Raw genomic sequence first — 25,967 nt, 5'->3', positions numbered from 1 at the left:
TTATGCCGATCCTTCACGCGCTGCCGATGCGGCCAGCGCTTCTGCCTCACGCCGGGCCCGCAGCATGCCGGCCGGCGCAACATCTTCGATGGGCAGGCCACGACGGGCCGCCACTTCCTCGGGACGCTGAATCATCTTCAACGCGGCAACGGTGGCGTGCACCACGTTGATCGCGTTGTCGCTGCCCAGCGACTTGGCCAGGACGTCGTGCACGCCGGCGCATTCCAGCACCGCGCGGCAAGCGCCACCAGCGATGACACCGGTACCCGGGCTGGCCGGACGCAGCATCACGACACCGGCAGCGGCCTCGCCCTGAACCGGGTGCACGATGGTGGCGCCGATCAGCGGGACCCGGAAGAAGCTCTTGCGAGCCTCCTCGACACCCTTGGCAATAGCGGCCGGAACTTCCTTGGCCTTGCCGTAGCCGACGCCCACCATGCCGTGGCCGTCACCGACGATCACCAGGGCGGTGAAGCTGAAGCGCCGACCACCCTTGACCACCTTCGAAACGCGGTTGATGGTGACAACGCGCTCGATGTAGTTGCTCTTCTCACCACGGTCGTCGCCGCGGCCCCGGCCACCGCGATCATCGCGGCGACCACGGCCGTCGCGGTCACCACGACCGCCACGGTTGTCCTGCGCCGAAGCGGCGCCAGCCTGCTCGGCCATCATGCAGTCCTTCCGGTCATCTTCAAGTAAGTCATTAGAACGTCAACCCGCCTTCACGCGCGGCGTCGGCGAGAGCGGCGATCCGGCCACCGTAGGTGTAGCCACCGCGGTCGAACACCACCTCGGCGATGCCGGCAGCCTTGGCGCGCTCGGCGATCAGCTGACCCACCCGGGCGCTGACGGCCTTCTTGTCGCCGTCGACTGCACGCACGTCAGCCTCGATCGACGACGCGGCGGCCAGCGTGGTGCCGGTCAGGTCGTCGATCACCTGGACGTGGATGTGCCGTGCGGAGCGGTTGACCATCAGGCGCGGACGCTCGGAGGTGCCGGCGACCTTCTTGCGCAGCCGCGCGTGACGGCGCAGACGCGCCACCCGACGGGTCTCAGAGATGTTCTGGCCCAACGGCTTACGCTTGTCAGTCTCAGTGTTAGCCATTGCTACTTACCTGTCTTTCCGACCTTGCGGCGGATCTGTTCACCCTCGTAGCGAATGCCCTTGCCCTTGTACGGGTCGGGGCGACGCAGGCGGCGGATGACTGCCGAGATCTGGCCGACTTTCTGCTTGTCGATGCCGGACACCGAGAACTTCGTCGGGGTCTCGACAGCGAAGGTGATGCCCTCAGGGGCTTCGATCAGCACCGGGTGGCTGTAGCCGAGCGCGAACTCGAGGTTCGAGCCCTTGGCCTGCACGCGGTAACCGACGCCGAAGATTTCCATCTTGGTGGTGTAACCCTGGGTCACACCGGTCACCAAGTTGGCGATCAGGGTGCGGGACAGCCCGTGCAGCGAGCGGTTACGACGCTCGTCGTTCGGACGGGTCACCACAACGGCGCCCTCGTCGTTGCGTGCCACCTCGATGGGCTCAGCGACATCCAGCGTCAGGGTGCCCTTGGGGCCCTTGACCGCGACGTTCTGGCCTTCGATGGTCACATCGACGCCTGCCGGAATCACAACCGGCTGCTTTCCAATACGCGACATATTCTCTGCCCCTACCAGACGTAAGCGAGGACTTCGCCGCCCACGCCTTGTCGAGCTGCTTGGCGGTCGGTGAGCAGGCCAGTGGACGTGGAGATGATCGCCACGCCAAGGCCGCCGAGAACCCGCGGCAGGTTGGTGGATTTCGCGTACACCCGCAGACCGGGCTTGGACACCCGGCGGAGGCCGGCGATGCTGCGCTCGCGGCTGGGGCCGTACTTGAGGGATACAACGAGGCTCTTGCCCACGCGGGCGTCCTCGGTGCGGTAGTCGGTAATGTAACCCTCCTTCTTGAGGATCTCGGCGATGTTGGCCTTGATCTTCGAGTGGGGCAGGGTCACCTCGTCGTGGTACGCCGAGTTGGCGTTGCGCAGACGTGTCAAGAAGTCTGCGATCGGATCCGTCATTGTCATGACAGTGTTGATCAACCTTTCTCGCTGCGGTTCCCATACATCACGCCCGTGCCGGTCCCACCTTTCGATGGCTCGGCACGTCACATCGTGGGCCTGCTACGAAGTGTTTTCCCGTATCTGACCGAGTGCGGTCAGGGGCCGTGCATCGGTAGTGCAATCCAGCTTCAGAAGGCACATACCGATCGGCCATTAGGCTGAAAAGCCCATGGCAACCTGCCCAGTGTAGACAATCCGCAGCTCAGGGCCAAATCCATGCGCAAAGGTGGACAGACCTGACGGTAGTCGGCCGAGCGATGTCCGCGGACCGTGGCTCGGCGGCTGTTCTCGCGGGGTGTCGGTCCCGGATCAGGCAGAAAATCCCTGAGTTCAATCGCGGTGACGATGCACCGGGGTTATTGAATGCAGGCACCTCGGACGGCCCGAAAAGGTACCTGGTTTCAGGCATGGTGCCTGCACATGCCTCGTGATTGAAGCTACGTATTTGTCGGGCCCGGCCTTCTCGCCGGGGCGAGCGGGGTCCGCCGTGACACCGTCGACGTCGTCCTCCGAACCGCCACGACGGCGCATGCAGATCGCATGTCCAAACGCGCGCACGATCTGTGTGCATCCTCGACGCAGAAAAAGCCGCCCCGGTCACGAGGACCGGGGCGGCTTTCTACAGCGTCATGAGACGGGCAGAGTCACCAGCTGGACTTCTGCACGCCGGGCAGCTCGCCGGCGTGGGCCATCTCCCGCAGGCAGATTCGGCACAGGCCGAACTTGCGGAACACCGAGTGCGGGCGACCGCACTTGTTGCAGCGGGTGTAGCCACGCACCGCGAACTTCGGCTTCTTGTTGGCCTTGTTGACCAGAGCCTTCTTTGCCATTGTCAGTTCTCCTTGAACGGGAAGCCCAGGGCCCGCAGCAACGCACGGCCTTCGTCGTCAGTGGTGGCCGAGGTGACGACCGTGATGTCCATGCCGCGGGGGCGGTCGATCGAGTCGACGTCGATCTCGTGGAACATCGACTGCTCGTTGAGGCCGAAGGTGTAGTTGCCGCTGCCGTCGAACTGCTTGGCCGACAGACCGCGGAAGTCGCGGATACGGGGCAGTGCGATGGAGATCAGGCGGTCCAGGAACTCCCACATGCGGTCGCCACGCAGGGTGACGCGGCAGCCGATGGGCATGCCCTCACGCAGCTTGAACTGCGCGATGGACTTGCGGGCCTTGCGGATTTCCGGCTTCTGACCGGTGATCAGCGTCAGGTCGCTGACCGCGCCGTTGATCAGCTTGGCGTCGCGGGCGGCGTCACCGACACCCATGTTGACGACAACCTTGACCACGCCGGGGATCTGCATGACGTTGGCGTAGTTGAATTCATTGCTGAGCGCGTCGCGGATCTCTTCGCGGTAGCGCGTCTTCAGCCGGGGCTGAGTCTTTTCCACTGTGGTCATCTCAGATGTCCTTGCCGTTGCGCTTCGAGATACGGACCTTCTTGCCGTTCTCCTCATCGACGCGGTAGCCGATGCGGGTGGCGTTGCCGTCGGAGTCGACCACCATCACGTTCGAAACGTGGATCGGCGCCTCCTGGGTGACGATGCCACCCGACGATGCACCGCGCTCGTTCTGAGACTGCGCAGTGTGCTTCTTGATCCGGTTGACGCCCTCAACGAGCACCTTGTTGCGGGTCGGGTAGGCCTCGATGACCTTGCCCTTGGCACCCTTGTCCTTGCCGGCGATAACCAGCACGGTGTCGCCCTTGTGCACCTTCATCACAAAACCTCCGGGGCCAGCGAGACGATCTTCATGAACTTCTTCTCGCGCAGTTCGCGACCGACCGGCCCGAAGATGCGGGTACCGCGGGGGTCATTGTCGTTCTTGATGATGACGGCGGCGTTCTCGTCGAACTTGATGTAGCTGCCGTCCGGCCGGCGGCGCTCCTTGACGGTGCGCACGACGACGGCCTTGACCACGTCACCACGCTTGACGTTGCCGCCCGGGATGGCGTCCTTGACGGTCGCCACGATGATGTCGCCGATGCCGGCGTAGCGCCGCGACGAGCCACCGAGCACGCGGATGCAAAGGATTTCCTTTGCGCCCGTGTTGTCGGCGACCTTGAGTCGCGATTCCTGCTGAATCACTCGATCTCCTGACCTGGATTTTGTATGCACGCCAGATACCGACCTGGACGTGCGCGGTCTTGTTGTCCAAAGGCACGCGAAGTCACGTGATGACCGGGGTCTGCCCTGGGCAACCCCTACATACTAGGCGAGCAGCCATAACGCTCCAAATCGCTGCTCAATCGGCCCCGAAACAGACGAAATGGCCGCTGCCTCGATGGCAACGACCAGTTCGTCGATCTCGCGGTCGGTCAGCCGACGACACCCCAGCCCAGCACCCGCGACGTCAGCAGCACCAACGCCAGCGACACCGTCGCCACCACGACCAGACCGATCACCGCGACGACGAGCGGGCGCCAGCCGGTGCGCGCGATCTGCCGGAAGTCGGTGGACAGCCCTACCCCGGCGAAGGTGAGCAGGAACGCCCATTTGGACACCGCGGCCAGGTTCGCGACCTGCCCCTTGCTCAGCAGCCCGGCGGTGACGACGGCCGATACCGCCAGAAAGCCGAGCACGAACTTCGGGAACTTCTGCCAGATGAACGCCGCCTTGGCTCGCGCTCCGGGGGCGACGGCGTCGGCCTCGCCCCGGGCGGCCCAGTAGATGGCGAACCCGAGGACCACGAAACCGATCAGCGCGTTGCGCACCGACTTCACCAGGACGGCGGTCTTGCCGGCCTCGTCGGAGAAGAGGTACCCGGTGGCCGTGGTCTCGGCGGTGTTGTCCACCGCGAGGCCGGCCCACAGCCCGAACTCGTGATCGGTCAGGCCGATGGCGTGGCCCAGCGGCGGCAGCACGAACAGGGCTACGGCGCCGAGCGCCAGGATCGACGCGATCGCGTAGCTGACTTCGGAATTGCGGGCCCGGATGGCGCCCTTGGCCGCGATGATCGCCGACACCCCGCAGATCGACGTCCCGATCGCCAGTAGCGAGCCGAGCTTGCCCGACAGCCCGAACCACCGGGCCGCGGCGATGATGATCGCACCCGCGACCGTCATGTCGATGAGAATCTGCAGCAGGCTGGTGGCACCGAGCTTGAGGACGTCGCCGAGCACGAACCGCGCGCCCAGCAGGACGATGCCGACCTTGAGCCAGAACTCGTAGGTGCCGACGCCCGGGCGGAAGATCCGGTGCAGGCCAACGGTGTTGGTGATCACCAGTCCGAAAACGATGGCCCACAAGACGTATTCGATGTCGGGCACGCGCCAGTGCTCGTGCTTGGCCAATGCCAGCCAGCCGATTTGGGCGTACTTGCCCGCCAGGCCCACCGCCACCAACAGCAGCAGGCCGGGCAGGTAATCGACGAATCGACGGGCGCCTGTGTGCTGTTCGAGGTCGTCCTCAGCTGCCGGCTCGACCTGGTCGGCCGCGCCGGCCGTGTCCACACTCATCGCGTCACCAGCCGATCTTCGGCAGCACGCCCGCCACCGCGAGCGCGGTCACGGCGAGGCCCAGAATCGTTGCCCACCAATCGGTCCCGACGCGGCTCACCCAGCTCGTCGCCCCCGTCTCATTCGTCACTGTCGTCTCCTGTCACCGATGTTCGGCTCATGGTGCGACAACGACCGCTTCCGGACCACCGATGGAATCGTGCTGAATCTAGCGGCGTCCGATGCGTCCAGAAGGACCAAATGGTCGCTGCAAGTGCGGCGAACACGACCCTTTGGTCCTTCTCGGCGCAGATAGCGGACCTCGCTCAGCCCATCCGAATACCGAAGTCCCCCAGCAGGACCGGCTTGGCCACATCGAGGCCCTTCGACCCGGTCGGCCCCTGCAGTTGCAGCGCAACGAGGTAGTCCCCGTTGTTGGTCCACACGTGCACGATGCGGTCGACGTAGTCGCTGCCGGAGCCGGGCTTGTCCGCGAGGACGCCCATCAGTTTCTGGCCGCTGTAGCCGCACAGCTCGTCGGGCAGCACGCTGACGCTGTTGAATTCGTGACCGGCGGTGCGTGCGTCGGTGTACTGCTGGAACGCGGCGGCCGCGTCCTGGGTGGTCGGGGTGATGCGCACGGTTCCGGTCAGGCCGTCCGGTCCGGTCAGATTCAGCGCGACGTCGCCGGACGGCGGTGCACCCGGTGTGAATCCGTCGGGCACCGCGACGATGACGGTCGGCGAACCGGGGGCTCCGGTGGTGGCCGTCATGGTCTGCGCGGGCGCGGCGGGCGCGGCGCAGGTCTGCTCCCCCGCCGCGACGGCCCGCTTGGTGGTCTCGACCACGCCGTACGTCGGTAGGTCCGGCATCTTCGACGACGACGCCGCCGTGGACGACGGGGCGGACGAACTGGCCGTCGTGCTCGTCGGAGCGTTGGATGCCGTTGTGCTGGTGGACTTCTCGCCGCCGTTACCGCAGCCGGCCAGCAGCGCCACCGCTGATGCCGCAGTGACACAACCGATGATCGTTGTCCTCATCAACAGTCCCCTAATCCTTCGAAAATGCCTGGGCCAGTTCCTGTTCGACATCGAGATACGGCGTACCGGAGATGTCGATCACCACCTTCGCGATGGTGCCGCCTGCAAAGGCGAACGGAGCCTGGTACGCGCTGCACACCGCCTGCCCGGTATTGCTGCCGACCTTGACCCCGCCGCCGGCCAGGCCGAAGGTGCCCGGATGGGTACGCACCCCGACCCGGGTGGCCGCCGCGGCACCATCGATGTACAGCGTCACGTCGCCGAGCGGGGTATGGCTGTTCTCCACAGTGCCGGTCCGGTCGTACCGGATACCGAGGACGTGGCGACCGGTGGGCAGTGGGTCGGCGGCGATCACCGCCTGCTCGTCCTCGCCCATGAAGTTGTAGACGTATTGCAGCCGGCCGTCTTTCACGAAAAGCGCATGGCCGCCGTGGCCCGCGCCCTGTTTGAACAGCACGCCGGCCGCGTCCTCGCCCAGGTCGACCTCAGCGAACGCCGAGAACGACTGTCCGCGTAGCTCGACGGCGGCCCCGATGCCCACCTCGGCGTTGTCGGGGTAGTACGTGAAGGTCTGCCGATCGCGGGACAGGTAGGGCCGTTCCCGCAGCAGGGTTTCGAACATGTTCAGGTCGGCCAGCGGCAGACCGTTGTACTTGGCCGCCTCCGCGAACCAACGTTCTTGCATCTCAGCCAGTTTGGCCGGATTCTCGGTCGCCAAGTCATGGCACTGACTGCGGTCGGATTCGATGTGGAACAGCTCCCACCGGTCCTTGTCGAAGTGCGACCAGCCGGCCGGGCTCGCGGCGTGCACAGTGCCCGCGAACCAGCCCTCGTGCCAGATGCCACGGGTACCCAGCATCGCGTAGAACTGCGTCGCCTTGCCGGTGTCGGCCGTCGAGTCGTCCAGTGCGGCTTTGAAACTCACACCCTCGAGCGGCCGCTGCGGAACCCCGCGTACCGCGGCGGGCGGCTCGATACCCAGCAGGTCGTAGACCGTCGGAGTGACGTCCGCGACGTTGACATAGTTGTCCCGCACCTCGCCATGCGCCCGGATTCCGTTGGGCCAGCTGATGATTGCGGTGTCGGCGATGCCGCCCTCGTGGGAGGCGTACCGCTTGAACAGCTTGTAGGGCGTATTGAAGGCCATCGCCCAGCCGATCGGATAATGGTTGTAGGTGTCGGGCGATCCGAGGGTGTCGAGGTAGCGCATGTTCTCTTCGACGGTGTCGATGTAGCCGTTGAAGAACTTCACCTCGTTGACAGACCCGTTGGGCCCACCCTCGCCGCTGGCTCCGTTGTCGGAGATGACGACGATGACGGTGTTGTCGAGCTGACCGGACTCCTCCAGGTAGTCCAGGATCCGGCCGATCTGCGCGTCGGTGTAGGACAGGAATCCGGCGAATACCTCGGCCATCCGCGCGAACAGCCGCTTCTCGTCGTCGTTCAGCCCATCCCACGGCCGCACGGTGTCCTGCCACGGCCAGGGCTCCCCGTTCGGGCCCTTGGTGTCCAGGTACGGATTCATGGGCGAGAGTTCGGTGTCCGGCGGCACGATGCCCAGCCGCTTCTGGTTCTCCAGCACCAGTTCGCGGTACGCCTCGTAGCCCATGTCGAACTTGCCGGCGTACTTGTCGGCCCATTCGGAGAACACGTGGTGGGGAGCGTGCCCGGCGCCCGGGCAGACGTACGAGAACCAGGGCTTGTCGGGGGCAATCACCTTGGCATCGCGGATGAACTCGATGGTCTTGTCCGCCAAGTCCTTCGACAGGTGATAGCCCTCTTCCGGGGTGGCCGGCGGGGCCACCGGATGGTTGTCGTACACCAACTCCGGGTACCACTGGTCGGTCTCGCCACCCATGAAGCCGTAGAACCGTTCGAACCCGCGCGACAGCGGCCAGTGCCGTTTGGTCGAGGCGAGGTTGGACTCCTCCAGTGGCGTCAGGTGCCATTTGCCGACGCAGTAGGTGTTCCAGCCCTGTTCGGCCAGCACCTCGGACAGCAGCGCCGTCTCAAAAGGTATGCGGCCGTTGCAGTTCGGGAACCCGTCGGTGAATTCCTCGATGGTCGCCATGCCGACCGAGGTGGCATTGCGGCCGGTCAGCAGCGAAGCCCGGGTCGGCGAACACAGCGCGGTGGTATGGAATTGGGACAGCCGCACGCCTTTGTCCGCGATGCGGCGCATGGCCGGCATGTCGACGAGCCCCCCGAAGCAGTCCCAGGTGGCGATGCCGGTGTCGTCCCAGACCAGGTAGAGCACATTGGGCGCGTCGGCCGGAGCCGTCGGTGCCGCGTACGGGCCCCAGTCGGCCTCGGAGTCGCGGATGTCGAGTTTGATCTTGCCCTGGAATTCAGTTGCCATGACGCCTCGTCCCGGTCAGTATTCGCCGATATCGGCGGCCCGCCCGGACATTACACCCGCGTCTTGGCCAGCGGCCCGACAATTGACGTGCACGATGATGGCCGGCTCTCCGACGCTCAATGTGGCAGACACAAAAGTGCCCCCGAACCTGAAGTTCGGGGGCACTTTCACGTCTGCTCGCGCAGTGAAAACGTGAAGGCTACTTGGCCTTCTCGAGCACCTCGACCAGACGCCAGCGCTTGGTCGCCGACAACGGACGGGTCTCCATCAGCGAGACGCGGTCGCCGATACCGGCATCGCCATTCTCGTCGTGCGCCTTGACCTTGGTGGTGGTCCGGATGATCTTCCCGTAGAGCGGGTGGCTCTTGCGGGACTCCAGCTCGACCACGATGGTCTTTTCCATCTTGTCCGACACCACGTAACCGATGGCGGTCTTGCGACGGCCGCGCTCGGTCTCAGTGGCCGGCGTGTGCTTGGGGCCCTTGGTTTCTGCCATGACTAATCCTTACCAACCGGCCCGGATGCCAGGCCCAACTCGCGTTCACGCAGGACGGTGTAGACCCGCGCGATCTCCTGCCGCACGGTACGCAGCCGGCGGTTGTTCGACAGCTGACCGGTCGCCATCTGGAAGCGAAGGTTGAACAGCTCTTCCTTCGACTCGCGCAGACGCGTGGTCAGCTCTTCCTCGGTGAGCTCACGCAGTTCACCAGGCGAAACTCCAACTGCCATCAGAACTGCTCCTCTCGAGTCACGATGCGTGCCTTGATCGGCAGCTTGTGGATGGCGCGGGTGAGCGCCTCCCGGGCGATCTTCTCGTCGGGGTAGCTGAGCTCGAAGAGCACGCGACCCGGCTTGACGTTGGCGACCCACCACTCCGGCGAACCCTTACCGGAACCCATGCGGGTTTCGGCAGGCTTCTTGGTCAGCGGGCGGTCCGGGAAGATGTTGATCCAGACCTTGCCGCCACGCTTGATGTGCCGGTTGATGGCGATACGAGCGGACTCGATCTGCCGGTTGGTGATGTAGGCGTGGCCCAGGGCCTGGATGCCGTAGTCACCGAAGCTGACCGAGGTGCCGCCGCTGGCGATACCGCGCTGCTCGGGGTGGTGCTGCTTGCGGTGCTTGACCTTGCGGGGAATCAGCATGACTAGCTCTCCGTTGCTTCCGTCGGCGCATCGCCGGCGGGGGTCTCAACAGCAACATCCACGGCGCGGCCGGCCTCGGTGCTCGTCGCGGTGGTACCCGACGAACCGCTGCGACGCGGACGGGTACCGGACGGACGATCCCGACGGGGACGGTCGGCGGCGGGAGCGGCGGCGGACAGCTCACGCTTGCCACCGACGATGTCGCCCTTGTAGATCCACACCTTCACGCCGATACGGCCGAATGTGGTCTTGGCCTCGTACAGGCCGTAATCGATGTCGGCGCGCAGCGTGTGAAGCGGCACGCGACCTTCGCGATAGAACTCCGAACGGCTCATCTCAGCACCGCCGAGGCGGCCCGAGCACTGCACCCGGATGCCCTTGACGTTGGGCTGGCGCATGGCCGACTGGATGGCCTTGCGCATGGCACGACGGAACGCGACACGGTTGCTCAGCTGCTCGGCAACGCCCTGCGCCACCAGCTGCGCGACGCCCTCGGGGCTCTTGACCTCGAGGATGTTCAGCTGAACCTGCTTGCCGGTCAGCTTCTCCAGGTCGGCGCGGATGCGGTCGGCCTCGGTGCCACGGCGACCGATGACGATGCCCGGACGTGCGGTGTGGATGTCCACCCGGACGCGGTCACGCGTGCGCTCGATCTGCACGTCGGCGATGCCGGCGCGCTCCAGGCCGGTGGCCAGCAGCTTACGGATCGCGACGTCTTCCTTGACGTAGTCCGCGTACTGCTTGTCGGCGTACCAACGGGACTTCCATTCGGTGGTGATACCGAGGCGGAAGCCGTGGGGGTTGATTTTCTGGCCCACTACTCCGAGCCTCCCTTCGTCTCGGTCTTGGCCGCGGCGGCCTTGCTGCCCTGCGCACGACGAGCGCGAGCGGCACCGGCCGTAGCGCCCTTCGAGCCCTTGTCCTTGGCGGGACGGCTCTCGACGACCACGGTGATGTGGCTGGTGCGCTTGCGGATTCGGTACGCACGCCCCTGGGCGCGCGGCCGGATGCGCTTGGCGGTCGGACCCTCATCGGCGTGGATGGTCGCAACCACCAGCGTCGTCGGGTCCAGGCCTTCGTTGTTCTGCGCGTTGGCGGCAGCGCTCGCGATCACCTTGGCGACCGGCTCGCTGGCACCCTGCGGCGCCCACCGCAGGATGTCGAGCGCCTCTTCGACGCTCTTGCCACGGACCAGGTCGATGACCCGGCGGGCCTTGCTCGCCGACACACGCACGAAGCGCGCCGTGGCGCTCGCGGACGGGTATTCAGTAACGGTAGTCATTAGCGGCGCTTGCTCTTCCGGTCGTCCTTGATGTGACCCTTGAAGGTCCGCGTCGGGGCGAACTCGCCGAGCTTGTGCCCGACCATCGCCTCACTGACGAACACCGGCACGTGCTTGCGACCGTCGTGGACGGCGAAGGTGTGACCGATGAAGTCGGGGATGATGGTCGACCGACGGGACCAGGTCTTGATGACCTGTTTGGTGTTCTTCTCGTTCTGAACGTCGACCTTCTTGAGCAGATGGTCGTCGACGAACGGACCCTTTTTGAGGCTACGAGGCATCGTCTATTCCTTTCCGGCCTAGCGCTTGTTCTTGCCGGTGCGCCGGCGGCGGACGATGAGCTTGTCGCTCGGCTTGTTCGGCTTGCGGGTACGGCCCTCAGGCTTGCCCCACGGGCTGACCGGGTGGCGACCACCGGAGGTCTTACCCTCACCACCACCGTGCGGGTGGTCGACCGGGTTCATCACGACACCACGGACGGTCGGGCGCTTGCCCTTCCACCGCATACGGCCGGCCTTACCCCAGTTGATGTTCGCCTGCTCGGCGTTGCCGACCTCGCCGACGGTGGCGCGGCAGCGCACGTCGACGCGACGGATTTCACCGGACGGCATACGCAGCGTGGCGTAGGCGCCTTCCTTACCGAGCAGCTGGATGCTGACACCGGCCGAGCGGGCCAGCTTGGCACCGCCGCCCGGACGCAGCTCCACAGCGTGGATGACGGTACCGGCCGGGATGTTGCGCATCGGCAGGTTGTTACCCGGCTTGATGTCGGCGTTCGGCCCCTGCTCGATGACGTCGCCCTGCTTCAGATCCTTGGGGGCGAGGATGTAGCGCTTCTCGCCGTCCACGAAATGCAGCAGCGCGATGTTCGCGGTGCGGTTGGGGTCGTACTCGATGTGCGCGACCTTGGCGTTGACGCCGTCCTTGTCATGGCGACGGAAGTCGATGACGCGGTAGGCACGCTTGTGACCGCCACCCTTGTGACGAGTCGTGATGCGGCCATGCGCGTTACGACCACCAGTGCCGTGCAGCGGACGGATCAGCGACTTCTCCGGAGTCGAACGAGTGATCTCGGCGAAGTCGGAGACGCTCGAACCGCGACGACCCGGGGTCGTCGGCTTGTACTTGCGAATTCCCATTATCAGTTAATCCCTTAACTCCCGGCCGATCAGGCCGGAGCTCCGAACAGTTCGATCGGCTTGCTGCCGGCGGACAGGGTCACGATCGCGCGCTTGGTGCTCTTGCGCTGGCCGAAACCGGTGCGGGTGCGCTTGCGCTTGCCCTTCCGGTTCGCGGTGTTCACCGAGTCGACCTTCACGTCGAAGATCTTCTCGATAGCGATCTTGATCTGCGTCTTGTTGGACTCCGGTGCCACGATGAACGTGTACGTGTTGTCCTCGATGAGTCCGTAGGACTTCTCCGAGATGACCGGGGCCAGGATGATGTCGCGAGGATCAGTCACGGTAGCCATCAGGCCGACACCTCCTCTTTCGTGTTGGCGGTGATGTAGGCGTTGAGCGCCTCCACCGAGAACACCAGATCGTCGGCGTTCAGCACGTCGTAGGTGTTCAGCTGATCCGGCGAGATCACATGCACGCCAGGCAGGTTGCGGACGCTCTTGGCGCTGACCACATCGCTGCGGCCGATCACGACGAGCACCTTCTTGTTGTCGGTCAGCGACGACAGGAACGACTTGGCGCTCTTGGTCGACGGGCTCTGACCGGCCACCAGCTCGGTGATCGCGTGGATGCGCTCGTTGCGGGCCCGGTCCGACAGCGCGCTGCGCAGGGCAGCAGCGATCATCTTCTTCGGGGTCCGCTGGCTGTAGTCACGCGGCTGCGGGCCGTGGACGACGCCACCACCGGTGAACTGCGGGGCGCGGGTCGAACCCTGACGGGCGCGGCCGGTTCCCTTCTGGCGGTACGGCTTCTTGCCACCACCGGACACCATGGCCCGGGTCTTGGTGGCGTGGGTGCCCTGGCGAGCGGCGGCCAGCTGGGCCGTCACCACCTGGTGCATCAGCGCGATGTTGGGCTCGACGTCGAACAGCTCGGCGGGCAGCTCGACAGAGCCGTCCTTCTTGCCCTCGGGGGTCTTGACGTCAATCTTGAGAGTCATTACTTCTCGCCTCGCTTAACTGCGGTGCGGACAACCACCAGTCCACCATTGCGGCCCGGGATGGCGCCCTTGATGAGCAGCACACCGTTCTCGGCGTCGACCTTGTGAACCTTCAGGTTCTGGGTGGTGACGCGGTCGCTACCCATCCGGCCGGACATGCGGGTGCCCTTGAAGACACGGCCCGGGGTGGCGCAGCCACCGATCGAACCGGGACGACGGTGCACAGCCTGGGCACCGTGCGAGGCGCCCTGGCCCTTGAAGCCGTGGCGCTTCATGGTGCCGGCGAAGCCCTTGCCCTTGCTGGTGCCGGTCACGTCGACGTACGCGCCGTCGGCGAAGATCTCGGCGGTCAGTTCCTGACCGACTTCGTACTCGGCGACCGCGGCCTCGTCTTCGAGACGAAGCTCGGCCAGGTGCCGACGCGGGTTGACGCCTGCAGCGGCGAACTGACCGGTAACCGGCTTGTTCACCTTGCGCGGGCTGATCTCACCGTAGGCGAGCTGCACGGCGCTGTAGCCGTCGCGCTCGGGGGTGCGGATGCGGGTCACCACGTTGGGGCCGGCCTTCACGACCGTGACCGGGACGACTTTGTTGTTCTCGTCGAACACCTGCGTCATGCCCAGCTTGGTGCCCAAAATGCCTTTGCGTGCCATTTTTCTGGGTCTCCTACTGGATGTTGACGTCGACGCTCGCCGGCAGATCGATGCGCATCAAGGCGTCAACGGTCTTCGGCGTGGGGTCGAGGATGTCGATAAGGCGCTTGTGGGTACGCATTTCGAAATGCTCCCGCGAGTCCTTGTACTTATGGGGAGACCGGATAACGCAGTACACGTTCTTCTCGGTCGGCAGCGGCACCGGGCCGACCACGCTTGCTCCCGTACGGGTGACCGTCTCAACGATCTTGCGCGCAGAGGCGTCAATTGCCTCATGGTCGTAGGCCTTGAGCCTGATGCGGATCTTCTGTCCCGCCACGCTTCTCCTACCTAACTGTCACGGGCCCGTGCTCGGGCCTGGTCTTCAATACGCACGTCCCGGGACACCCGATGACGCGCGCTGGCTATGCCGCCGCTCTTTACGTTTCTGTGGTTCACCGACCCCCGCGCTCGGGCGTGTCGCCTTTGCGCACAGTCGTCCGCGCTGGAAATTCCATCTCGGGCGATGCTGGGACCGGATGCGCCCGTGATGGGCGCCGGTCGTCTGCCCGCGGCGGGCGAACCCGGCGCAAGGCAACCCGAACAGTATGCCCCAGATCCGGGCTTGCTCCAAATCCGCTGCGGAGCCATCCGCCGCGCCCGGGTTTCACCGCCGGTCCTGCACTGATTCCGCGGCGTGGGTGAGGATGTTCGAGTGGCTGCCGCCCTGGTTACAGAGTCAATAGCGGGGTCCCGTTGACCCTGCACCGGCGGCGTAAAAGTGCGAGTGGCGGTGACCCTGGGTTCAGGGTCAACGCCCGCCGGGCCGGTTTTCGCGTTGACCCTGCATCCACGACCGAAAATCGCGAGTGGCGAGCGCCCTGTTTCCAGAGCCAACGGCCGCGCTGAACTTACTTTTGAGTAAGATAGTGACATGTCGACGCTCAGCCCCACCTACCGCGCCTGGAAGCAGCTCTCCGGACGGCCCGGCGGCAGCCTGATGTTCTCCGCCGCCGCGATGGTGCGAGTGCCGTACTTCGCGTCGGTCCTCCCCCGAGTGGTGACGATGGAGCCGGGTTACGCCGAGGTGGCGGTGCCGAAGTGGTTCTTCGTCTACAACCATCTGCACACCGTGCACGCGATCGCGTCGTGCAACGCCGCGGAGGCCGCCATGGGCATGGCGATGGAAGCGACTGTGCCGACGACCCACCGCTGGATCCCCAAGGCCATGAACGTCCAGTACCTCGCCAAGGCCACCACCTCGCTGCGCGCGCACGCCCGCGTCGACATCCCCGACTTCGAGACCCTGACCAAGGGCACCGACGTCGTCGTATCGGTCTCGGTGGTCGACGCCGCCGGCGAGGAGGTCGTGCACGCCGACATCACGACGTGGGTGACGCCCGCCTAGGGCCGCGCCGACATGTCGGCCGTTAGTTGGCGCAAGCCCAGTTGGGCGGATTCGCGGCAATCGGTGCTGCGCGCCGACTCGTGCAGAATGCGTTCGGATTGACCGACAGATCGGCGATCAGTCCTCCGTCACGCGATGCGGAAACGCGTTTGCATCGCCAGGAGTACGCGTCGCCGGGTGCGACGAGGTAGGCCTCGCCCTGGAGGAACCCGTCTACTCCGGGGTACTGGGCCGCACACTGAGCGCCCATGTCGACGAACTGACCGGGCCCACCCAACGGATCGGCCCATGCGAGTGGCAGGGCCGACGCGGCACCACCGAACAACGCGACAGCCAGTGCCGCCGAGGCGGACAGCAGCCGGGTCCGTAACATCAGTCGCCGTTCTGGTCGAGGGGCGTTTGCCTACGTCCGATTGATCGTATTGCGCCAGCTCGTCGTTACCTGCTCCGACCTCAGCTCTCGACGCGCTTGAGGAACCTCTACCATGACGCGCGTGCGGTTTGCGGACGACGCCGGCGTCAATGAGACTCGGATACTCTGCGCGGTCGCGCTCGACGTCCTCCGCCAATGCGCCGCCGATGGCACCGCCGTCCAGATCCACGAGTCACACCTCGAGACCGCCATGGGCAACGCCCGCACCGTCGCGATCAACACAGTCGATGTCGACAACGACCTCGATCGCCGGATGGGCGCGGCAGCGGCGCTGATGCTGATTCAGTGCGCGTCCCTGATCTTCCCGGACTATCCGGCGCTCCCGTCGCCGGCAGCTCCTCTCACACGTGTGGGATACCTGGCCGGTGCAGCGTCCCGGCTCGCAGAAGCCCTTGCGTTCCAACGCTTCTCGCCACAATCGGCGTCGAATGACGACGCCCCCTGGGCAGCGAGCGCGCTCTTCACCGAGACGGTGAAGTCGGCCGCCGACGAGTACAGCCAGACGAACCGCGCTTGGTGGAACGCGTCGTTCACTCGACTGACGTTGGCCTTGGGCGACTTCCACCGGCCGCAGCACGAGTTACACAAGCGGCTCGCGGCGGACTTGGAGGACATGTTCGCCGATCCCGATTCCGACGCGCAGTTCCAGGAATCGGAGGCCGAGACGCTCGCCGACCCCGGACCGGCCACCAATCCCCAGAAGCCACCGGCCTCTCCTAGCGCACCCAAACCTCGTCTGGACGACGTACGTCCGCCTCGTCGGGGACGGCTGATCGCAACGACCGCAGCCATCACGGCAGTCTCGACGGTTGCCGTCGTCGGCGCGGTCTCATGGGCGTTCCCCGCGCTGCCCAAGTGGGTGTCGGGTGCCCCGACAGACGAGGTGATCACTTCCCACGTTCTGCCGAACACGACGGTCGAGGTGCAATTGCTCGACAAGGACGGGTCGCGGAGCGACGACAACCGCACTGTGAGCGGCGAATTCCCCACAGTATGGGCAGGTCTGGTGCCCGCCCTGTACGACACCCTGACGTTTCAGGTGTCGCTGTCGGTCCGGGATCCGGATCGCGAGCCCGACACCAATCTGCAGCTCTCCGTGAACGCGCCGCCGCCAGTGATCGTCAAAGACGCACACGTGATGCGGGACGCGACGCACGAGGGGGAACCGAAGCCGGAATTGAACACGCACACGATCCGTGAAAGCACGAAGTTCGCGACCGAAGTTCCGTCTCTGACGCGCGACGCCAAGGTCATCTACCAGTTCACCGTCGAGGCGAAGGCCAACGACACCAACAACGGGTACATGTGCGGTTACAACGGCAAGGTGGTCGACGTGCTGGTTCGCCGGGTCGGCGGCGCCGATGACGGCCGAGTGTGGGTCGCGACGCCGTACCCGATCTACGTCGCCCGCGGCGAGAGCTGCTGATAGCGCCGAGTCAGTTCTTCGACTCGGCCTCTGCGGCCGCTTCGACGCCGGTCGGCGCATCGGCGTCGTCACCGAGCATCACCGGGTCGGCTTGTACGGACTCCAGGCCCGCGGCCCAACCATCCAGGGCGGCGATCTCGGCTTCCGCCATCGCCGCGTAGCGGGTGGCGACCTGCTGCTTGAGGTCATCGATGCTGGTCTGCGCATTGGCTAGAGCGTCATCCAGCAGTTTCTTGATGAAGTCCGCAACGGACGCGTGGCCCAGAGCCCTGGCCAATGCCGCGACACGCAGGGCATATTCCGGGGCGACGCGAACCTGGAGATTCTTCCGTTCCTCGGCAGGCGCCTTCTCCTCGGCCATTACGAGCGGGCCTCCCGTCGCGGCACCCTCGGCCGCGCACACCTGAAGTCCAGAGATTCCATGCAAGCGCCCCAGCATCTACGAATCTGCGAATCTGCAGAGCGCTCAATATTCCACATACCGGACAACATACACCCAGAAGCTGGTCAAATACGGCCACTCCTGACCGCACGGTCACTCACATGATCTCGCCACCAGCCGATAATGCCGATCCGCCGACGACGGCCCATGAAATCAGTCGAACTAGATTCATGAATCTAGAATCTTGACTCTGCAATCTGTGCGCGGCAAGCTGGGGGTGTCACCTCGGAAACACCGCGGTGGCGTCCAACAGGCGAAGTCCGGACAACCCGGACCGCCAGACAGAAGGGAAGCGAACGTGTTCGCACAATCGGAGGAGCGTCGGCCCATAGCCGAACGCATGAAAAAGGGTTGTCTGTTACTCGTCGCGGGGGCACTCGTCGCCACCGGGGCAACAGCCGGCAGCGCGGTGCCCCTGTTCGGGAGCCACCAGATCGCGGTGGCCTCGGCCGAGGCCAATATCAATGTGCGCGGCGGCGCGAAGTGGCTCATCGTGGAAGGCCTGAAGTCGGTGCTCATCGACGGGGCACTCAACTTCATCGTCAACGCCAAGAGCCCGAACGACGCCAAGGACGTGCTCAAGCGGGTTCTGGCGTCCGCGCCGCACTTCGACACGGTGAGTGATCCACAGCAGATCGTGTGGCAAGCCGCGCCGATCGCCGGACCCTGGAACGGCATCATCTACGGCAACGCCGACAAGCTGTTCAACAGCATGGCGGCGGCCGGCCAGCGCACTGGCCCCAACTCGCTGCGCAACGGCATGTACACGGTCACCCTCGACCGGGGCAGCAGGTCCGATTCGCCGGTGTTCACCATGACCAACGGATTGATCACCAAGCGCATCACCGTGCTCGCCTGACGTACCGCGAGGACCCGAGGGGCGTCTCCGATCGGAGGCGCCCCTCGTTTCGTTTCGGTTCGCCCGCCTAATCGAGGTAGGTGCCGTGGCCTTCGCGCACCAGATCGCCGTCGAAGATCAGCACCTCGTTGACCAACTGGCCGCGGTGGTTCCGGTAGTTGATGACGAGAGCCTGCGTCCCTATATAGGTGGCCACGATCTCGAAGTGCAGTTCGGGCTGCGCCGCCAGCGCGGCGGTCCAATACCGCCGGAGCGCGTCCTTACCCCGCACCACTCCCCCGGACTCCGGCACGACGCGCGCCGCGACGGGTGAGGTGAAGACGACGTCGTCGTGGAAGTGGGCGAGCACCGCCTCGACGTCGTGGGCGTTCCACGCTTCACACCAATCGCGGACGAAGGCCTCGGCATCGGGAATCGTCATGCCGCCCTATCGAAGTGGACGCACGCCTTGGCGGGCAAGTCATTTTCGGGCTGCGTGCGCCGAGCGTGCGACCTTCCGAGACGGCACGCCGAAGGAGTCACCATGATCCCCCGCTGTCGGCGCAGGACTCTAGAGATCTCAGTGCTGCAGACTCGACCAGAACGCACACTGATGCACCTGGTCGTAGTCGGTGACCAAGCGGCTGCCGTCGGGACGCAGCGACATTCGGCTGTCGTGTTCACCGCCGGTCAGCGCCGGCCATTCGGGTGCCCCGTCGGCGCTGGGCCGGCCGTCGCGGACGAACGAACTCCAGTAGTCGATCATCTGATCCGACAGGGCGACCTGCTCCGGCAGGGGCGGCGGCGCTCCGCCCATGTTGAAGATGTAGCGCAGATCCAGCGAATGGCTCGCACCTACCGGGAAAGGCAAGTGGCGCAGCGGATCCGGCGTCGGCGGCGCCGGATCGGCGAACTCGTACCCGTATACCGGGGCGTCCGCGACCAACGCGTCGCCGATGCGGTCGGCCACACACGCGAAAGCACCGTCGGTGACCGCGGTCGAATAGGCGACCGCCGCGCTGCCGCCGTAGCGGTTCAGCGGGTAGCGCTCCGCCACCGCGGCGGCGTCGGCGCCGAACGTGGATTGCAGCAGGTGCGGGTAGCCGTCGGCATGGAAGCGCTTGCCCGCACGCAGATACTGCATGGCCACGAAGAGGGTGAACTCGTCGCGGGTGGTGCCGATCATCACCGGGACCCGAGCGGCGTCGCCGGTGCTGATGGCGTGCATCGGATCGACCGGCAGCAACGTCGTCCCCGACACCGGCCCACTGAGCATGTTCTCGCCGATTCCGTAGTACCACACCGGCTTTCGCAATTTGTCCACCGGCAGACCGCGCAGACAGTCAGCAGCGACCGCCGGATCGCCACATCCCGCGGCACTGGCGTACGCGAGACTGGACCGCGTGGCCTCGGGTAGCGCACCCTGGGCCTGGCACGGCCCACTGGCGATGATGGCACCCCGGAACAGGCCGGCCGACTCCGGCGCGACGAGGTGGTCGCACACCGACATCCCGCCGGCCGACTCACCGGCGATGGTCACCTTGCCGGGATCGCCGCCGAACGCGGCGATGTTGTCGCGCACCCAGCGCAGCGCCGCCTGCTGGTCGGCCAGTCCGTAGTTGCCGACGTCGGGGCCGGCGCCCAATGCGGGGTGAGCCAAGAATCCCAGAGCGCCCAGCCGGTAATTGACCGTCACCACCACGATGTCGCCGCGGGTGGTCAGCCGCGTCGAGTTGTAGATACTGCTGGAGCCGTTGATGAACCCACCGCCGTGCAGCCACACCAGCACTGGTCGACGCTCGCCGGAGGCCTGCACCGGTGGCGTCCAGACGTTGAGGGTCAGGCAATCCTCGCTGCTGTTGCGACCCATCTCCAGGTCCCCCTTGGGGTCCTGGATGCAGCGCGCGCCCGCCTTCGCGCCGTCGCGCGCCCCGTCCCACGTCAGCGCGGGCGCCGGCGGACGGAAGCGAAGCGGACCCAACGGCGGTGCCGCATAAGGGATTCCACCGAAGAAACGCAGGTCTGGATTGACCGTCCCGCGGACGGTCCCCGTCGCGGTGTGCACCAGCGCCGGATCAGCTGTCACCGCATCGGGCGCCACGGCGGTGGCACCGTCACTGTGCGAGTCCAGGCCGCAGCCGGCCACCAGCAGCACTGCCGCAGCCACTGCTGCAGCGCGCTGTAGCAGTGGGCGTAGGCGGGCGGACGACACGAGCACCCAGCGTACTGAACTCGGCCGAACGCAGCCGATAAATACTTGCGTCGACCCCCTCCCCACGGGGCATCGAACGACCTAGACTCCACTTGACAGCTGTCAAGTTTGCGCCTGTGTGAGGAGTTCAATGAGTGCACCCACCACCGACGAAGCCGCCAAGGTTCTCGCCGACCCCACCGCCTACGCCGACGACAACCGGCTACACACGGCACTCACCCACTTGCGAGCCACCAATCCCGTTGCCTGGGTGGACAATCCGCCGTACCGGCCGTTCTGGGCCATCACCAAGCATGCCGACATCATGGCCATCGAGCGGGACAACAACCTGTTCATCTCTGAGCCCCGCCCGTTGCTGATGAAGGCCGACGCGGAGGACCTGCTGAAGGCGCAGGCCGACGCCGGCATGGGGCTGCGGACCCTGATCCACATGGACGACCCGCACCACCGCAAGATCCGCGCGGTCGGCGCGGACTGGTTCCGGCCGAAGGCGATGCGCGACCTGAAGGTCCGGGTGGACGAGCTCGCCAAGCGGTACGTCGACCGGATGCGCGCCGCGGGCCCGGAATGCGACTTCGTCGAGGAGATCGCGATCCAGTTCCCGCTCTACGTGATCATGTCGCTGCTCGGCCTCCCCGAGGACGACTACGACCGCATGCACACGCTGACGCAGGAGATGTTCGGCGGCGACGACGACGAGTACAGCCGCGGCCAGTCCCCCGAAGAACTGTTCACCGTACTGCTCGACTTCTTCAACTACTTCTCGACGCTGACCGCGTCGCGGCGGGCCAACCCCACCGAGGACCTCGCGTCGGCGATCGCCAACGGCCGCATCGATGGCGAACCGCTCACCGATATGGACACGGCGTCCTACTACGTGATCGTGGCCAGCGCGGGTCACGACACCACCAAGGACGCCATCTCCGGCGGGCTGCACGCGCTGATCGAGAATCCCGGCGAGCTGGCCCGGCTGAAGGCGAACCCAGACCTGATGCCCACCGCCGTCGAGGAAATGATCCGGTGGAGCACACCGGTGAAGGAATTCATGCGCACCGCGACCGCCGACACCGTCGTCCGTGGTGTGCCGATCGCCGAAGGCGAATCCGTCTATCTCGCTTACGTTTCCGGCAACCGCGACGAGGAGGTGTTCACCGACCCGTTCCGCTTCGACGTCGGTCGCGAGCCGAACAAGCACCTGGCGTTCGGCTACGGCGTGCACTTCTGTCTGGGTGCGGCGCTGGCCCGCATGGAAATGAACAGCCTGTTCACCGAGCTGCTGTCCCGGCTGGATTCGATCGAATTGGCCGGTTCGCCAACACTTTCCGCGACGACGTTCGTCGGCGGCTTCAAGCACCTGCCGATCCGGTACTCGCTGCGCTGAACGCCGAAAGGCCAGTTGTGGCACGCATTTTCGATATCTGCGTGCGATAACTGGCCATTCGGCGACTAGGACACGATGAGACTAGGACACGATGAATTGGGCCGCCCGGTGCGCCAGCATGACGACCGTCGCGTGCGGGCCCCGTCCGGTGATGCCGGGCAGTGCGGCACCGTCGGCCACCCACAGCGCGTCGACGCCGCGCACCCGGCAGCGGGGATCGAGGACGGCGCGCTCGTCGCCGTCCGCTCCGATCGGCGCCGTGGCCGACAGATGCTGCGCGGTGGACCAGGCGGGTTCGCCGTCGACGACGGCATCGCCGAACAGGTCCCGACACAATTCGTGACCGACGTGCAGCGCGGCGGCATCAGCCGGGTCGGAGTCGTAGCGGTGCTCGATGGTGGGCCGGACGTCGGGGTCGTCCGATACCAGCAGGACCCTGCCCTGCGCGCGGGGCCGCATCAGCGAGATACCGAGGTGCACCGGATCCGAACCACTGGCGGCACCACCGGTCATGGCCGCGAATCCCCAGGTATACGGCCGGATTTCCAGTTGTTCGGTGGTGAGCAGCAATTCGAGCGGCGGTCGGCCGGGATCCGCGGGCCAGGTGGTGGGCACCACCCATTCCGGATGATCGGCGCACGCGACGCCCACCGGCAGGTCGGCCACCACCGGTACGCCGACGCCCCGCAGCTGCGCGGCCGGGCCGATCCCGGACAGCATCAACAGATGCGCGGATTCAATTGCCCCGGCGCACAACACAGTCCGATCGGCATACCGGTCGACCGGACCATCGGGACCCAGCCATCGCACGCCCGTCGCGCGGGCACCGTCGAACAACAGTCGCAGCACGCGCGTCCCCGTGAGCACCGTCAGGTTGTCCCGGCCGCGCGCGGCGGCCAGATAGACCTCACCCGGACCGTGCCGGTGACCGGTGTCGTCGATGTTCAGCGGCACCGCACCGAGGCCGGGCCGCATCCCGGCCGCGGCATTGAGATCATCGACCCACGGGTATCGAGCACCGGCCGCGTCGCGGAAAGCCTGTGAGGACGCTGCGAATTCGCTGATACGCCGCACCGGCACCGGGCCGGCCGAACCGTGCTCGGCACCGCCGCAATCGTGGTCCGTCTCGATGGCGCGATAGTGCGGCAGCACGTCGGACCAGGCCCAGCCCGGCACCGCCCAGGCGTCGAAATCCGACGGCCAGGCCCGGCAGAAATAGCCGCCATTGATCGCCCCGGACCCGCCCAGCACCCGTCCCCGCACGATGTCCGCGGACCGCTCCGGATACTGCGTCAACGTCGTCCGGTGCTGCCGCGCGACGGTGCTGTCGACGCCGATGGGCAACACCCAGCCCGGCTCCGGACGGACTGTGCCGCCGGTCTCGAGCAGTGTCACCTGACAGGCGGAATCGGCCGAAAGACGCTCGGCCAGAACGCAGCCGGCGCTGCCGGCCCCGACGATCAGAACGTCATCGCGGCGCGGGATCAAGTCCGGATCTGCGGCTTGAGCGCACCCAGATGCCGCTCGCGCACCACGCCGCCCCACAGTCCGAGACCGTAGGCGATGTCATCGAGACGCTTGAGCAGCAGGTAGGCCAGCAGACCCACGCGCTGGGTGTCGTCGTCCACTGTGTGGTGGCGGCGGGCCCAGTCGACGACGCCATCCACGATCGCGGCGATCAGCACCACTTGCCGCCAGCGCCGGAAACACACCGCCAGCACCAGCGCCACCGGCCAGTAATGCCGGCACAGCGCCGCGGCGAGTTGCAGGGCCGCAGCCCACAGTCCCTGCGCGGCCACGGCGGCGACTTCCCGCGGTTCGGTGTCGATGGATCGCAGCGAGTTGGCGATGCGCCGACCGGTGATCGCGGCGGCGATGGTCGAGGCGAGATAGCCCACCCCGGACCCCATGCCCAGCAGCACCCAGACCACCAGGGTCCAGCCGGAGATCACCAACGGTGCGGTCTTGCCCGGGTGTCGCACCGACAGCGGCGCGGCCGAGGAACCGTAAAAGGCCTTGCGGGCGAACCACTCTCCCAACGCGGTGCGGTGATCGTGGCCGACCAGCGCGATCGGTTCGTACCGCAGCCGGGCCCCGGCCTCGATGAACCGCCAGCACAGGTCCACGTCCTCACCGGACTGCAGCGACTCGTCGAAACCGCCCACCTGGTCGAGCGACGCGCGCCGGCAGACGATGGCCGCGCTCGGCACATAGGCCACCATGCCGTACGGCACCACCGGCGCTTCCCGCATGCCGAGGTCCAGTGACGAGCGGACGGCCTCGTAGCGCGCGATCAGATTGTCGGGCTCGTGCAGGCCCACGATGCGCGGCGCGACCAACGCGACGGCCGGGTCGCAGAAGTGCCCCAGCAGCGCTTCCAGCCAGCCACGACGTGGCACCACGTCGGAGTCCAGGAACGCCACGAAATCGGTCTCACAGGCGGCCAGTCCGGTGTTGCGAGCCGCGGCCGGTCCGCGGCTGACGTCGTGCCGGAGCACCCGGACGTCGCAGTGGCCGGCCAGATCGCAGAAGTCCGCGGCCTGCAGCGGCACCACGGAGCCGTCGTCGACCACCACCACGCGCATGCCACGCAGGGACCGCACCAGCCGGGCGACGCCAACTGCGTTGTCGCGTACCGGAACAACGACGGTAACGTCGAGGTGGGACGGCCCGGTCGCCGGCCGCGGGTGGGCCACCGTGGCGTCCAGCAGGGTGCGGGCCAGCTGCGCGCTCTGCGCGTCGTGAACCTCCAGCCGGCCGCGGTCGAGCATGGTCTGCGCTGCCGGAGCCAGCCGCAGCAGTCGCGTCGGCGATCCACCGAGCAGTGCGGCGCCTTCCCCCAGCACCTTGACCCGGCGATCCACTTGGACGGCAAAGCCGTCGGGCAGCCTCGGCCCCGTCACTATCCCACCCCCGTCACGCGAGCATCCCCCCAGAGCTCGGCTGCCATGCGCCGATCCTGCGCACGGAGCTTTCGACCATTTCTGCAAAGATACGGGACCCCTCGTCCGCGGTGGCAGTCGTGGGATCGCCCAGCACCCCGACCGGGCTGACCGCCACCACTCCGCCGCGGCGCAATGCCGGCAGCAGCTCCGACAGCGGTGCGGTGTTGCCGACGACGCTCTCGTCGACCCAGACGTCGGCCGGTGAAAGATGCAGCAGTACAGACGTTTCGGTATGGCCCGCGTGGGCGTCCGCACCGGCGGCAACGCACGGGCACCAGGCCACGTCACGCCCCTCGGCCCGCAACAACGTCGTCGCCGCCGTCAGCGCCGCCACATTGCCGCCGTGACCGTTGACGAACACGATCCGGCCGGCCCAGTTACAGGCCGACCGGCCGAACTCGACCAGCAAATGCTCCAGCGCGGCCAGGCCGATCGAGATGGTGCCGGGAAAGCTCTCGTGCTCACCGCTCGCGCCGTAGCTGATGGCAGAGGCCACCAGCCACGCGCGTTGACCGACGCCGGACGTCGTCTCACGCAGCCGCGCGGCCACGGACCGCGACACCGCCTCAGCGATCCGGGTATCGGTATCCAGCGGCAGGTGCGGCCCATGCTGCTCGGTGGAACCAACCGGGACGATCAACGAAGGCCGCATGGCTTGCAACTGCCTCGACGTCGAGTTCCCGAGCTCGCTGGGAAAAGGCACCCGCCGATGGTAAGCCGAATTTGCCTGCTGTGCGCCAATTGTTGCCGTATACGCAACAATTCGTAGCGAATGGTCAAA

The 25,967-nt window shown here is 66.3% G+C and carries 33 protein-coding genes and 1 pseudogene; 4 read left to right on the top strand and 30 right to left on the bottom strand.

What is annotated here, in order from left to right; all coding sequences use genetic code 11:
• From rpsE to rpsJ, 23 genes and pseudogenes are all read right to left on the bottom strand, one after another.
• On the bottom strand, positions 1 to 669 hold the full coding sequence (rpsE, locus tag ACNO8X_RS09115; protein ID WP_043401777.1) for a 30S ribosomal protein S5: 669 nt from the start codon (positions 667 to 669) through the stop codon (positions 1 to 3).
• A 34-nt stretch (positions 670 to 703) separates the two neighbouring features.
• Positions 704 to 1,105, bottom strand: coding sequence for a 50S ribosomal protein L18 (gene rplR, locus ACNO8X_RS09110; RefSeq protein ID WP_418005010.1), 402 nt, complete (start codon positions 1,103 to 1,105; stop codon positions 704 to 706).
• Positions 1,106 to 1,107: 2 nt separating this feature from the next.
• Complete coding sequence (gene rplF / locus ACNO8X_RS09105; RefSeq protein WP_133759588.1) at positions 1,108 to 1,647, bottom strand: 50S ribosomal protein L6; 540 nt, start codon at positions 1,645 to 1,647, stop codon at positions 1,108 to 1,110.
• 11 nt (positions 1,648 to 1,658) lie between these two features.
• Positions 1,659 to 2,057 (bottom strand): 30S ribosomal protein S8, encoded by a 399-nt coding sequence (gene rpsH, locus ACNO8X_RS09100; protein ID WP_133759587.1) that lies wholly within the window; start codon positions 2,055 to 2,057, stop codon positions 1,659 to 1,661.
• Between the two features lie 680 nt (positions 2,058 to 2,737).
• Entirely contained in the window at positions 2,738 to 2,923 is a 186-nt protein-coding gene (locus ACNO8X_RS09095; protein WP_005197641.1) for a type Z 30S ribosomal protein S14, read from the bottom strand.
• A 2-nt stretch (positions 2,924 to 2,925) separates the two neighbouring features.
• Complete coding sequence (gene rplE, locus ACNO8X_RS09090; RefSeq protein WP_133759585.1) at positions 2,926 to 3,489, bottom strand: 50S ribosomal protein L5; 564 nt, start codon at positions 3,487 to 3,489, stop codon at positions 2,926 to 2,928.
• Between the two features lies 1 nt (position 3,490).
• Positions 3,491 to 3,808 carry a 50S ribosomal protein L24 gene (rplX, locus tag ACNO8X_RS09085; protein ID WP_043401761.1) on the bottom strand — a complete coding sequence of 106 codons (318 nt, stop codon included), beginning with the start codon at positions 3,806 to 3,808 and terminating at the stop codon, positions 3,491 to 3,493.
• Complete coding sequence (gene rplN, locus ACNO8X_RS09080) at positions 3,808 to 4,176, bottom strand: 50S ribosomal protein L14 (RefSeq protein ID WP_020101420.1); 369 nt, start codon at positions 4,174 to 4,176, stop codon at positions 3,808 to 3,810. Before rplN ends, rplX begins: the two co-directional genes overlap by 1 nt.
• 230 nt (positions 4,177 to 4,406) lie before the next feature.
• Positions 4,407 to 5,459 (bottom strand): annotated as a pseudogene (locus tag ACNO8X_RS09075) (YeiH family protein); the annotation flags it as partial.
• A 91-nt stretch (positions 5,460 to 5,550) separates the two neighbouring features.
• On the bottom strand, positions 5,551 to 5,676 hold the full coding sequence (locus tag ACNO8X_RS09070; protein ID WP_260971229.1) for a hypothetical protein: 126 nt from the start codon (positions 5,674 to 5,676) through the stop codon (positions 5,551 to 5,553).
• A gap of 175 nt (positions 5,677 to 5,851) precedes the next feature.
• On the bottom strand, positions 5,852 to 6,565 hold the full coding sequence (locus ACNO8X_RS09065; RefSeq protein WP_418005009.1) for a hypothetical protein: 714 nt from the start codon (positions 6,563 to 6,565) through the stop codon (positions 5,852 to 5,854).
• A 10-nt stretch (positions 6,566 to 6,575) separates the two neighbouring features.
• Positions 6,576 to 8,924: an arylsulfatase gene (locus ACNO8X_RS09060; protein ID WP_418005008.1), complete on the bottom strand. Its 2,349-nt coding sequence runs from the start codon at positions 8,922 to 8,924 to the stop codon at positions 6,576 to 6,578.
• A 199-nt stretch (positions 8,925 to 9,123) separates the two neighbouring features.
• On the bottom strand, positions 9,124 to 9,420 hold the full coding sequence (gene rpsQ, locus ACNO8X_RS09055; protein ID WP_043401747.1) for a 30S ribosomal protein S17: 297 nt from the start codon (positions 9,418 to 9,420) through the stop codon (positions 9,124 to 9,126).
• A 2-nt stretch (positions 9,421 to 9,422) separates the two neighbouring features.
• On the bottom strand, positions 9,423 to 9,653 hold the full coding sequence (rpmC, locus tag ACNO8X_RS09050; protein WP_043401744.1) for a 50S ribosomal protein L29: 231 nt from the start codon (positions 9,651 to 9,653) through the stop codon (positions 9,423 to 9,425).
• The gene (gene rplP, locus ACNO8X_RS09045) at positions 9,653 to 10,069 is read right to left on the bottom strand and encodes a 50S ribosomal protein L16 (protein WP_020101406.1); all 417 of its coding nucleotides are present in this window, start codon (positions 10,067 to 10,069) and stop codon (positions 9,653 to 9,655) included. The genes rpmC and rplP overlap by 1 nt, the downstream gene beginning before the upstream one ends.
• A 2-nt stretch (positions 10,070 to 10,071) precedes the next feature.
• Positions 10,072 to 10,887, bottom strand: a complete 816-nt coding sequence (rpsC, locus tag ACNO8X_RS09040) for a 30S ribosomal protein S3 (protein WP_133759579.1) — start codon at positions 10,885 to 10,887, stop codon at positions 10,072 to 10,074.
• Complete coding sequence (gene rplV, locus ACNO8X_RS09035) at positions 10,887 to 11,351, bottom strand: 50S ribosomal protein L22 (protein ID WP_043401738.1); 465 nt, start codon at positions 11,349 to 11,351, stop codon at positions 10,887 to 10,889. Before rplV ends, rpsC begins: the two co-directional genes overlap by 1 nt.
• Entirely contained in the window at positions 11,351 to 11,632 is a 282-nt protein-coding gene (gene rpsS / locus ACNO8X_RS09030; protein WP_043401734.1) for a 30S ribosomal protein S19, read from the bottom strand. Before rpsS ends, rplV begins: the two co-directional genes overlap by 1 nt.
• Positions 11,633 to 11,650: 18 nt before the next feature.
• Complete coding sequence (gene rplB, locus ACNO8X_RS09025) at positions 11,651 to 12,490, bottom strand: 50S ribosomal protein L2 (RefSeq protein WP_043401731.1); 840 nt, start codon at positions 12,488 to 12,490, stop codon at positions 11,651 to 11,653.
• A 29-nt stretch (positions 12,491 to 12,519) separates the two neighbouring features.
• The gene (rplW, locus tag ACNO8X_RS09020; RefSeq protein WP_043401728.1) at positions 12,520 to 12,822 is read right to left on the bottom strand and encodes a 50S ribosomal protein L23; all 303 of its coding nucleotides are present in this window, start codon (positions 12,820 to 12,822) and stop codon (positions 12,520 to 12,522) included.
• Positions 12,822 to 13,469: a 50S ribosomal protein L4 gene (gene rplD / locus ACNO8X_RS09015; protein ID WP_043401726.1), complete on the bottom strand. Its 648-nt coding sequence runs from the start codon at positions 13,467 to 13,469 to the stop codon at positions 12,822 to 12,824. The genes rplW and rplD overlap by 1 nt, the downstream gene beginning before the upstream one ends.
• A complete protein-coding gene (gene rplC / locus ACNO8X_RS09010) occupies positions 13,469 to 14,122 on the bottom strand; it encodes a 50S ribosomal protein L3 (RefSeq protein WP_043401723.1) in 654 nt (217 codons plus the stop codon). The genes rplD and rplC overlap by 1 nt, the downstream gene beginning before the upstream one ends.
• Positions 14,123 to 14,135: 13 nt before the next feature.
• Complete coding sequence (rpsJ, locus tag ACNO8X_RS09005; RefSeq protein ID WP_003883485.1) at positions 14,136 to 14,441, bottom strand: 30S ribosomal protein S10; 306 nt, start codon at positions 14,439 to 14,441, stop codon at positions 14,136 to 14,138.
• A gap of 594 nt (positions 14,442 to 15,035) precedes the next feature.
• Between rpsJ and ACNO8X_RS09000 the strand changes: the two genes are divergently transcribed.
• A complete protein-coding gene (locus ACNO8X_RS09000) occupies positions 15,036 to 15,509 on the top strand; it encodes a hotdog fold domain-containing protein (RefSeq protein ID WP_260937391.1) in 474 nt (157 codons plus the stop codon).
• A 22-nt stretch (positions 15,510 to 15,531) separates the two neighbouring features.
• Here the strand turns inward: ACNO8X_RS09000 and ACNO8X_RS08995 are convergent, their stop codons facing one another.
• Complete coding sequence (locus ACNO8X_RS08995; RefSeq protein WP_418005007.1) at positions 15,532 to 15,882, bottom strand: hypothetical protein; 351 nt, start codon at positions 15,880 to 15,882, stop codon at positions 15,532 to 15,534.
• A 121-nt stretch (positions 15,883 to 16,003) separates the two neighbouring features.
• Here ACNO8X_RS08995 and ACNO8X_RS08990 point away from each other — a divergent pair, with 121 nt between their 5' ends.
• Positions 16,004 to 17,368, top strand: coding sequence for a hypothetical protein (locus tag ACNO8X_RS08990; protein ID WP_418005006.1), 1,365 nt, complete (start codon positions 16,004 to 16,006; stop codon positions 17,366 to 17,368).
• Between the two features lie 10 nt (positions 17,369 to 17,378).
• Here ACNO8X_RS08990 and ACNO8X_RS08985 read toward each other — a convergent pair whose 3' ends face one another.
• The gene (locus ACNO8X_RS08985; RefSeq protein ID WP_418005005.1) at positions 17,379 to 17,729 is read right to left on the bottom strand and encodes a hypothetical protein; all 351 of its coding nucleotides are present in this window, start codon (positions 17,727 to 17,729) and stop codon (positions 17,379 to 17,381) included.
• A gap of 379 nt (positions 17,730 to 18,108) precedes the next feature.
• On the opposite strand from ACNO8X_RS08985, the gene ACNO8X_RS08980 reads away from it, so the two are divergent.
• The gene (locus tag ACNO8X_RS08980; protein WP_418005004.1) at positions 18,109 to 18,669 is read left to right on the top strand and encodes a hypothetical protein; all 561 of its coding nucleotides are present in this window, start codon (positions 18,109 to 18,111) and stop codon (positions 18,667 to 18,669) included.
• A gap of 67 nt (positions 18,670 to 18,736) precedes the next feature.
• Here ACNO8X_RS08980 and ACNO8X_RS08975 read toward each other — a convergent pair whose 3' ends face one another.
• Positions 18,737 to 19,090 carry a nuclear transport factor 2 family protein gene (locus ACNO8X_RS08975; protein ID WP_418005003.1) on the bottom strand — a complete coding sequence of 118 codons (354 nt, stop codon included), beginning with the start codon at positions 19,088 to 19,090 and terminating at the stop codon, positions 18,737 to 18,739.
• Between the two features lie 138 nt (positions 19,091 to 19,228).
• Positions 19,229 to 20,866 carry a carboxylesterase/lipase family protein gene (locus ACNO8X_RS08970; protein WP_418005002.1) on the bottom strand — a complete coding sequence of 546 codons (1,638 nt, stop codon included), beginning with the start codon at positions 20,864 to 20,866 and terminating at the stop codon, positions 19,229 to 19,231.
• Between the two features lie 124 nt (positions 20,867 to 20,990).
• Between ACNO8X_RS08970 and ACNO8X_RS08965 the strand changes: the two genes are divergently transcribed.
• Entirely contained in the window at positions 20,991 to 22,241 is a 1,251-nt protein-coding gene (locus tag ACNO8X_RS08965; RefSeq protein WP_418005001.1) for a cytochrome P450, read from the top strand.
• 81 nt (positions 22,242 to 22,322) lie between these two features.
• On the opposite strand, the gene mftG is transcribed toward ACNO8X_RS08965, so the two are convergent.
• The 3 genes from mftG to mftE are packed head-to-tail and all read right to left on the bottom strand — an operon-like array spanning position 22,323 to position 25,928.
• On the bottom strand, positions 22,323 to 23,729 hold the full coding sequence (gene mftG, locus ACNO8X_RS08960) for a mycofactocin system GMC family oxidoreductase MftG (protein ID WP_418005000.1): 1,407 nt from the start codon (positions 23,727 to 23,729) through the stop codon (positions 22,323 to 22,325).
• Positions 23,726 to 25,144: a mycofactocin biosynthesis glycosyltransferase MftF gene (gene mftF / locus ACNO8X_RS08955; protein ID WP_418004999.1), complete on the bottom strand. Its 1,419-nt coding sequence runs from the start codon at positions 25,142 to 25,144 to the stop codon at positions 23,726 to 23,728. Before mftF ends, mftG begins: the two co-directional genes overlap by 4 nt.
• Before the next feature lie 13 nt (positions 25,145 to 25,157).
• Entirely contained in the window at positions 25,158 to 25,928 is a 771-nt protein-coding gene (gene mftE, locus ACNO8X_RS08950; RefSeq protein WP_418005832.1) for a mycofactocin biosynthesis peptidyl-dipeptidase MftE, read from the bottom strand.
• Between the last annotated feature and the right edge of the window lie 39 nt (positions 25,929 to 25,967).

The sequence above is a fragment of the Mycobacterium sp. PDNC021 genome (assembly GCF_048282635.1).
GTDB lineage: Bacteria > Actinomycetota > Actinomycetes > Mycobacteriales > Mycobacteriaceae > Mycobacterium > Mycobacterium llatzerense.
The sequence above is the reverse complement of the archived record's forward strand: the minus strand, read 5'-3'. Positions and strand labels throughout refer to the sequence as shown.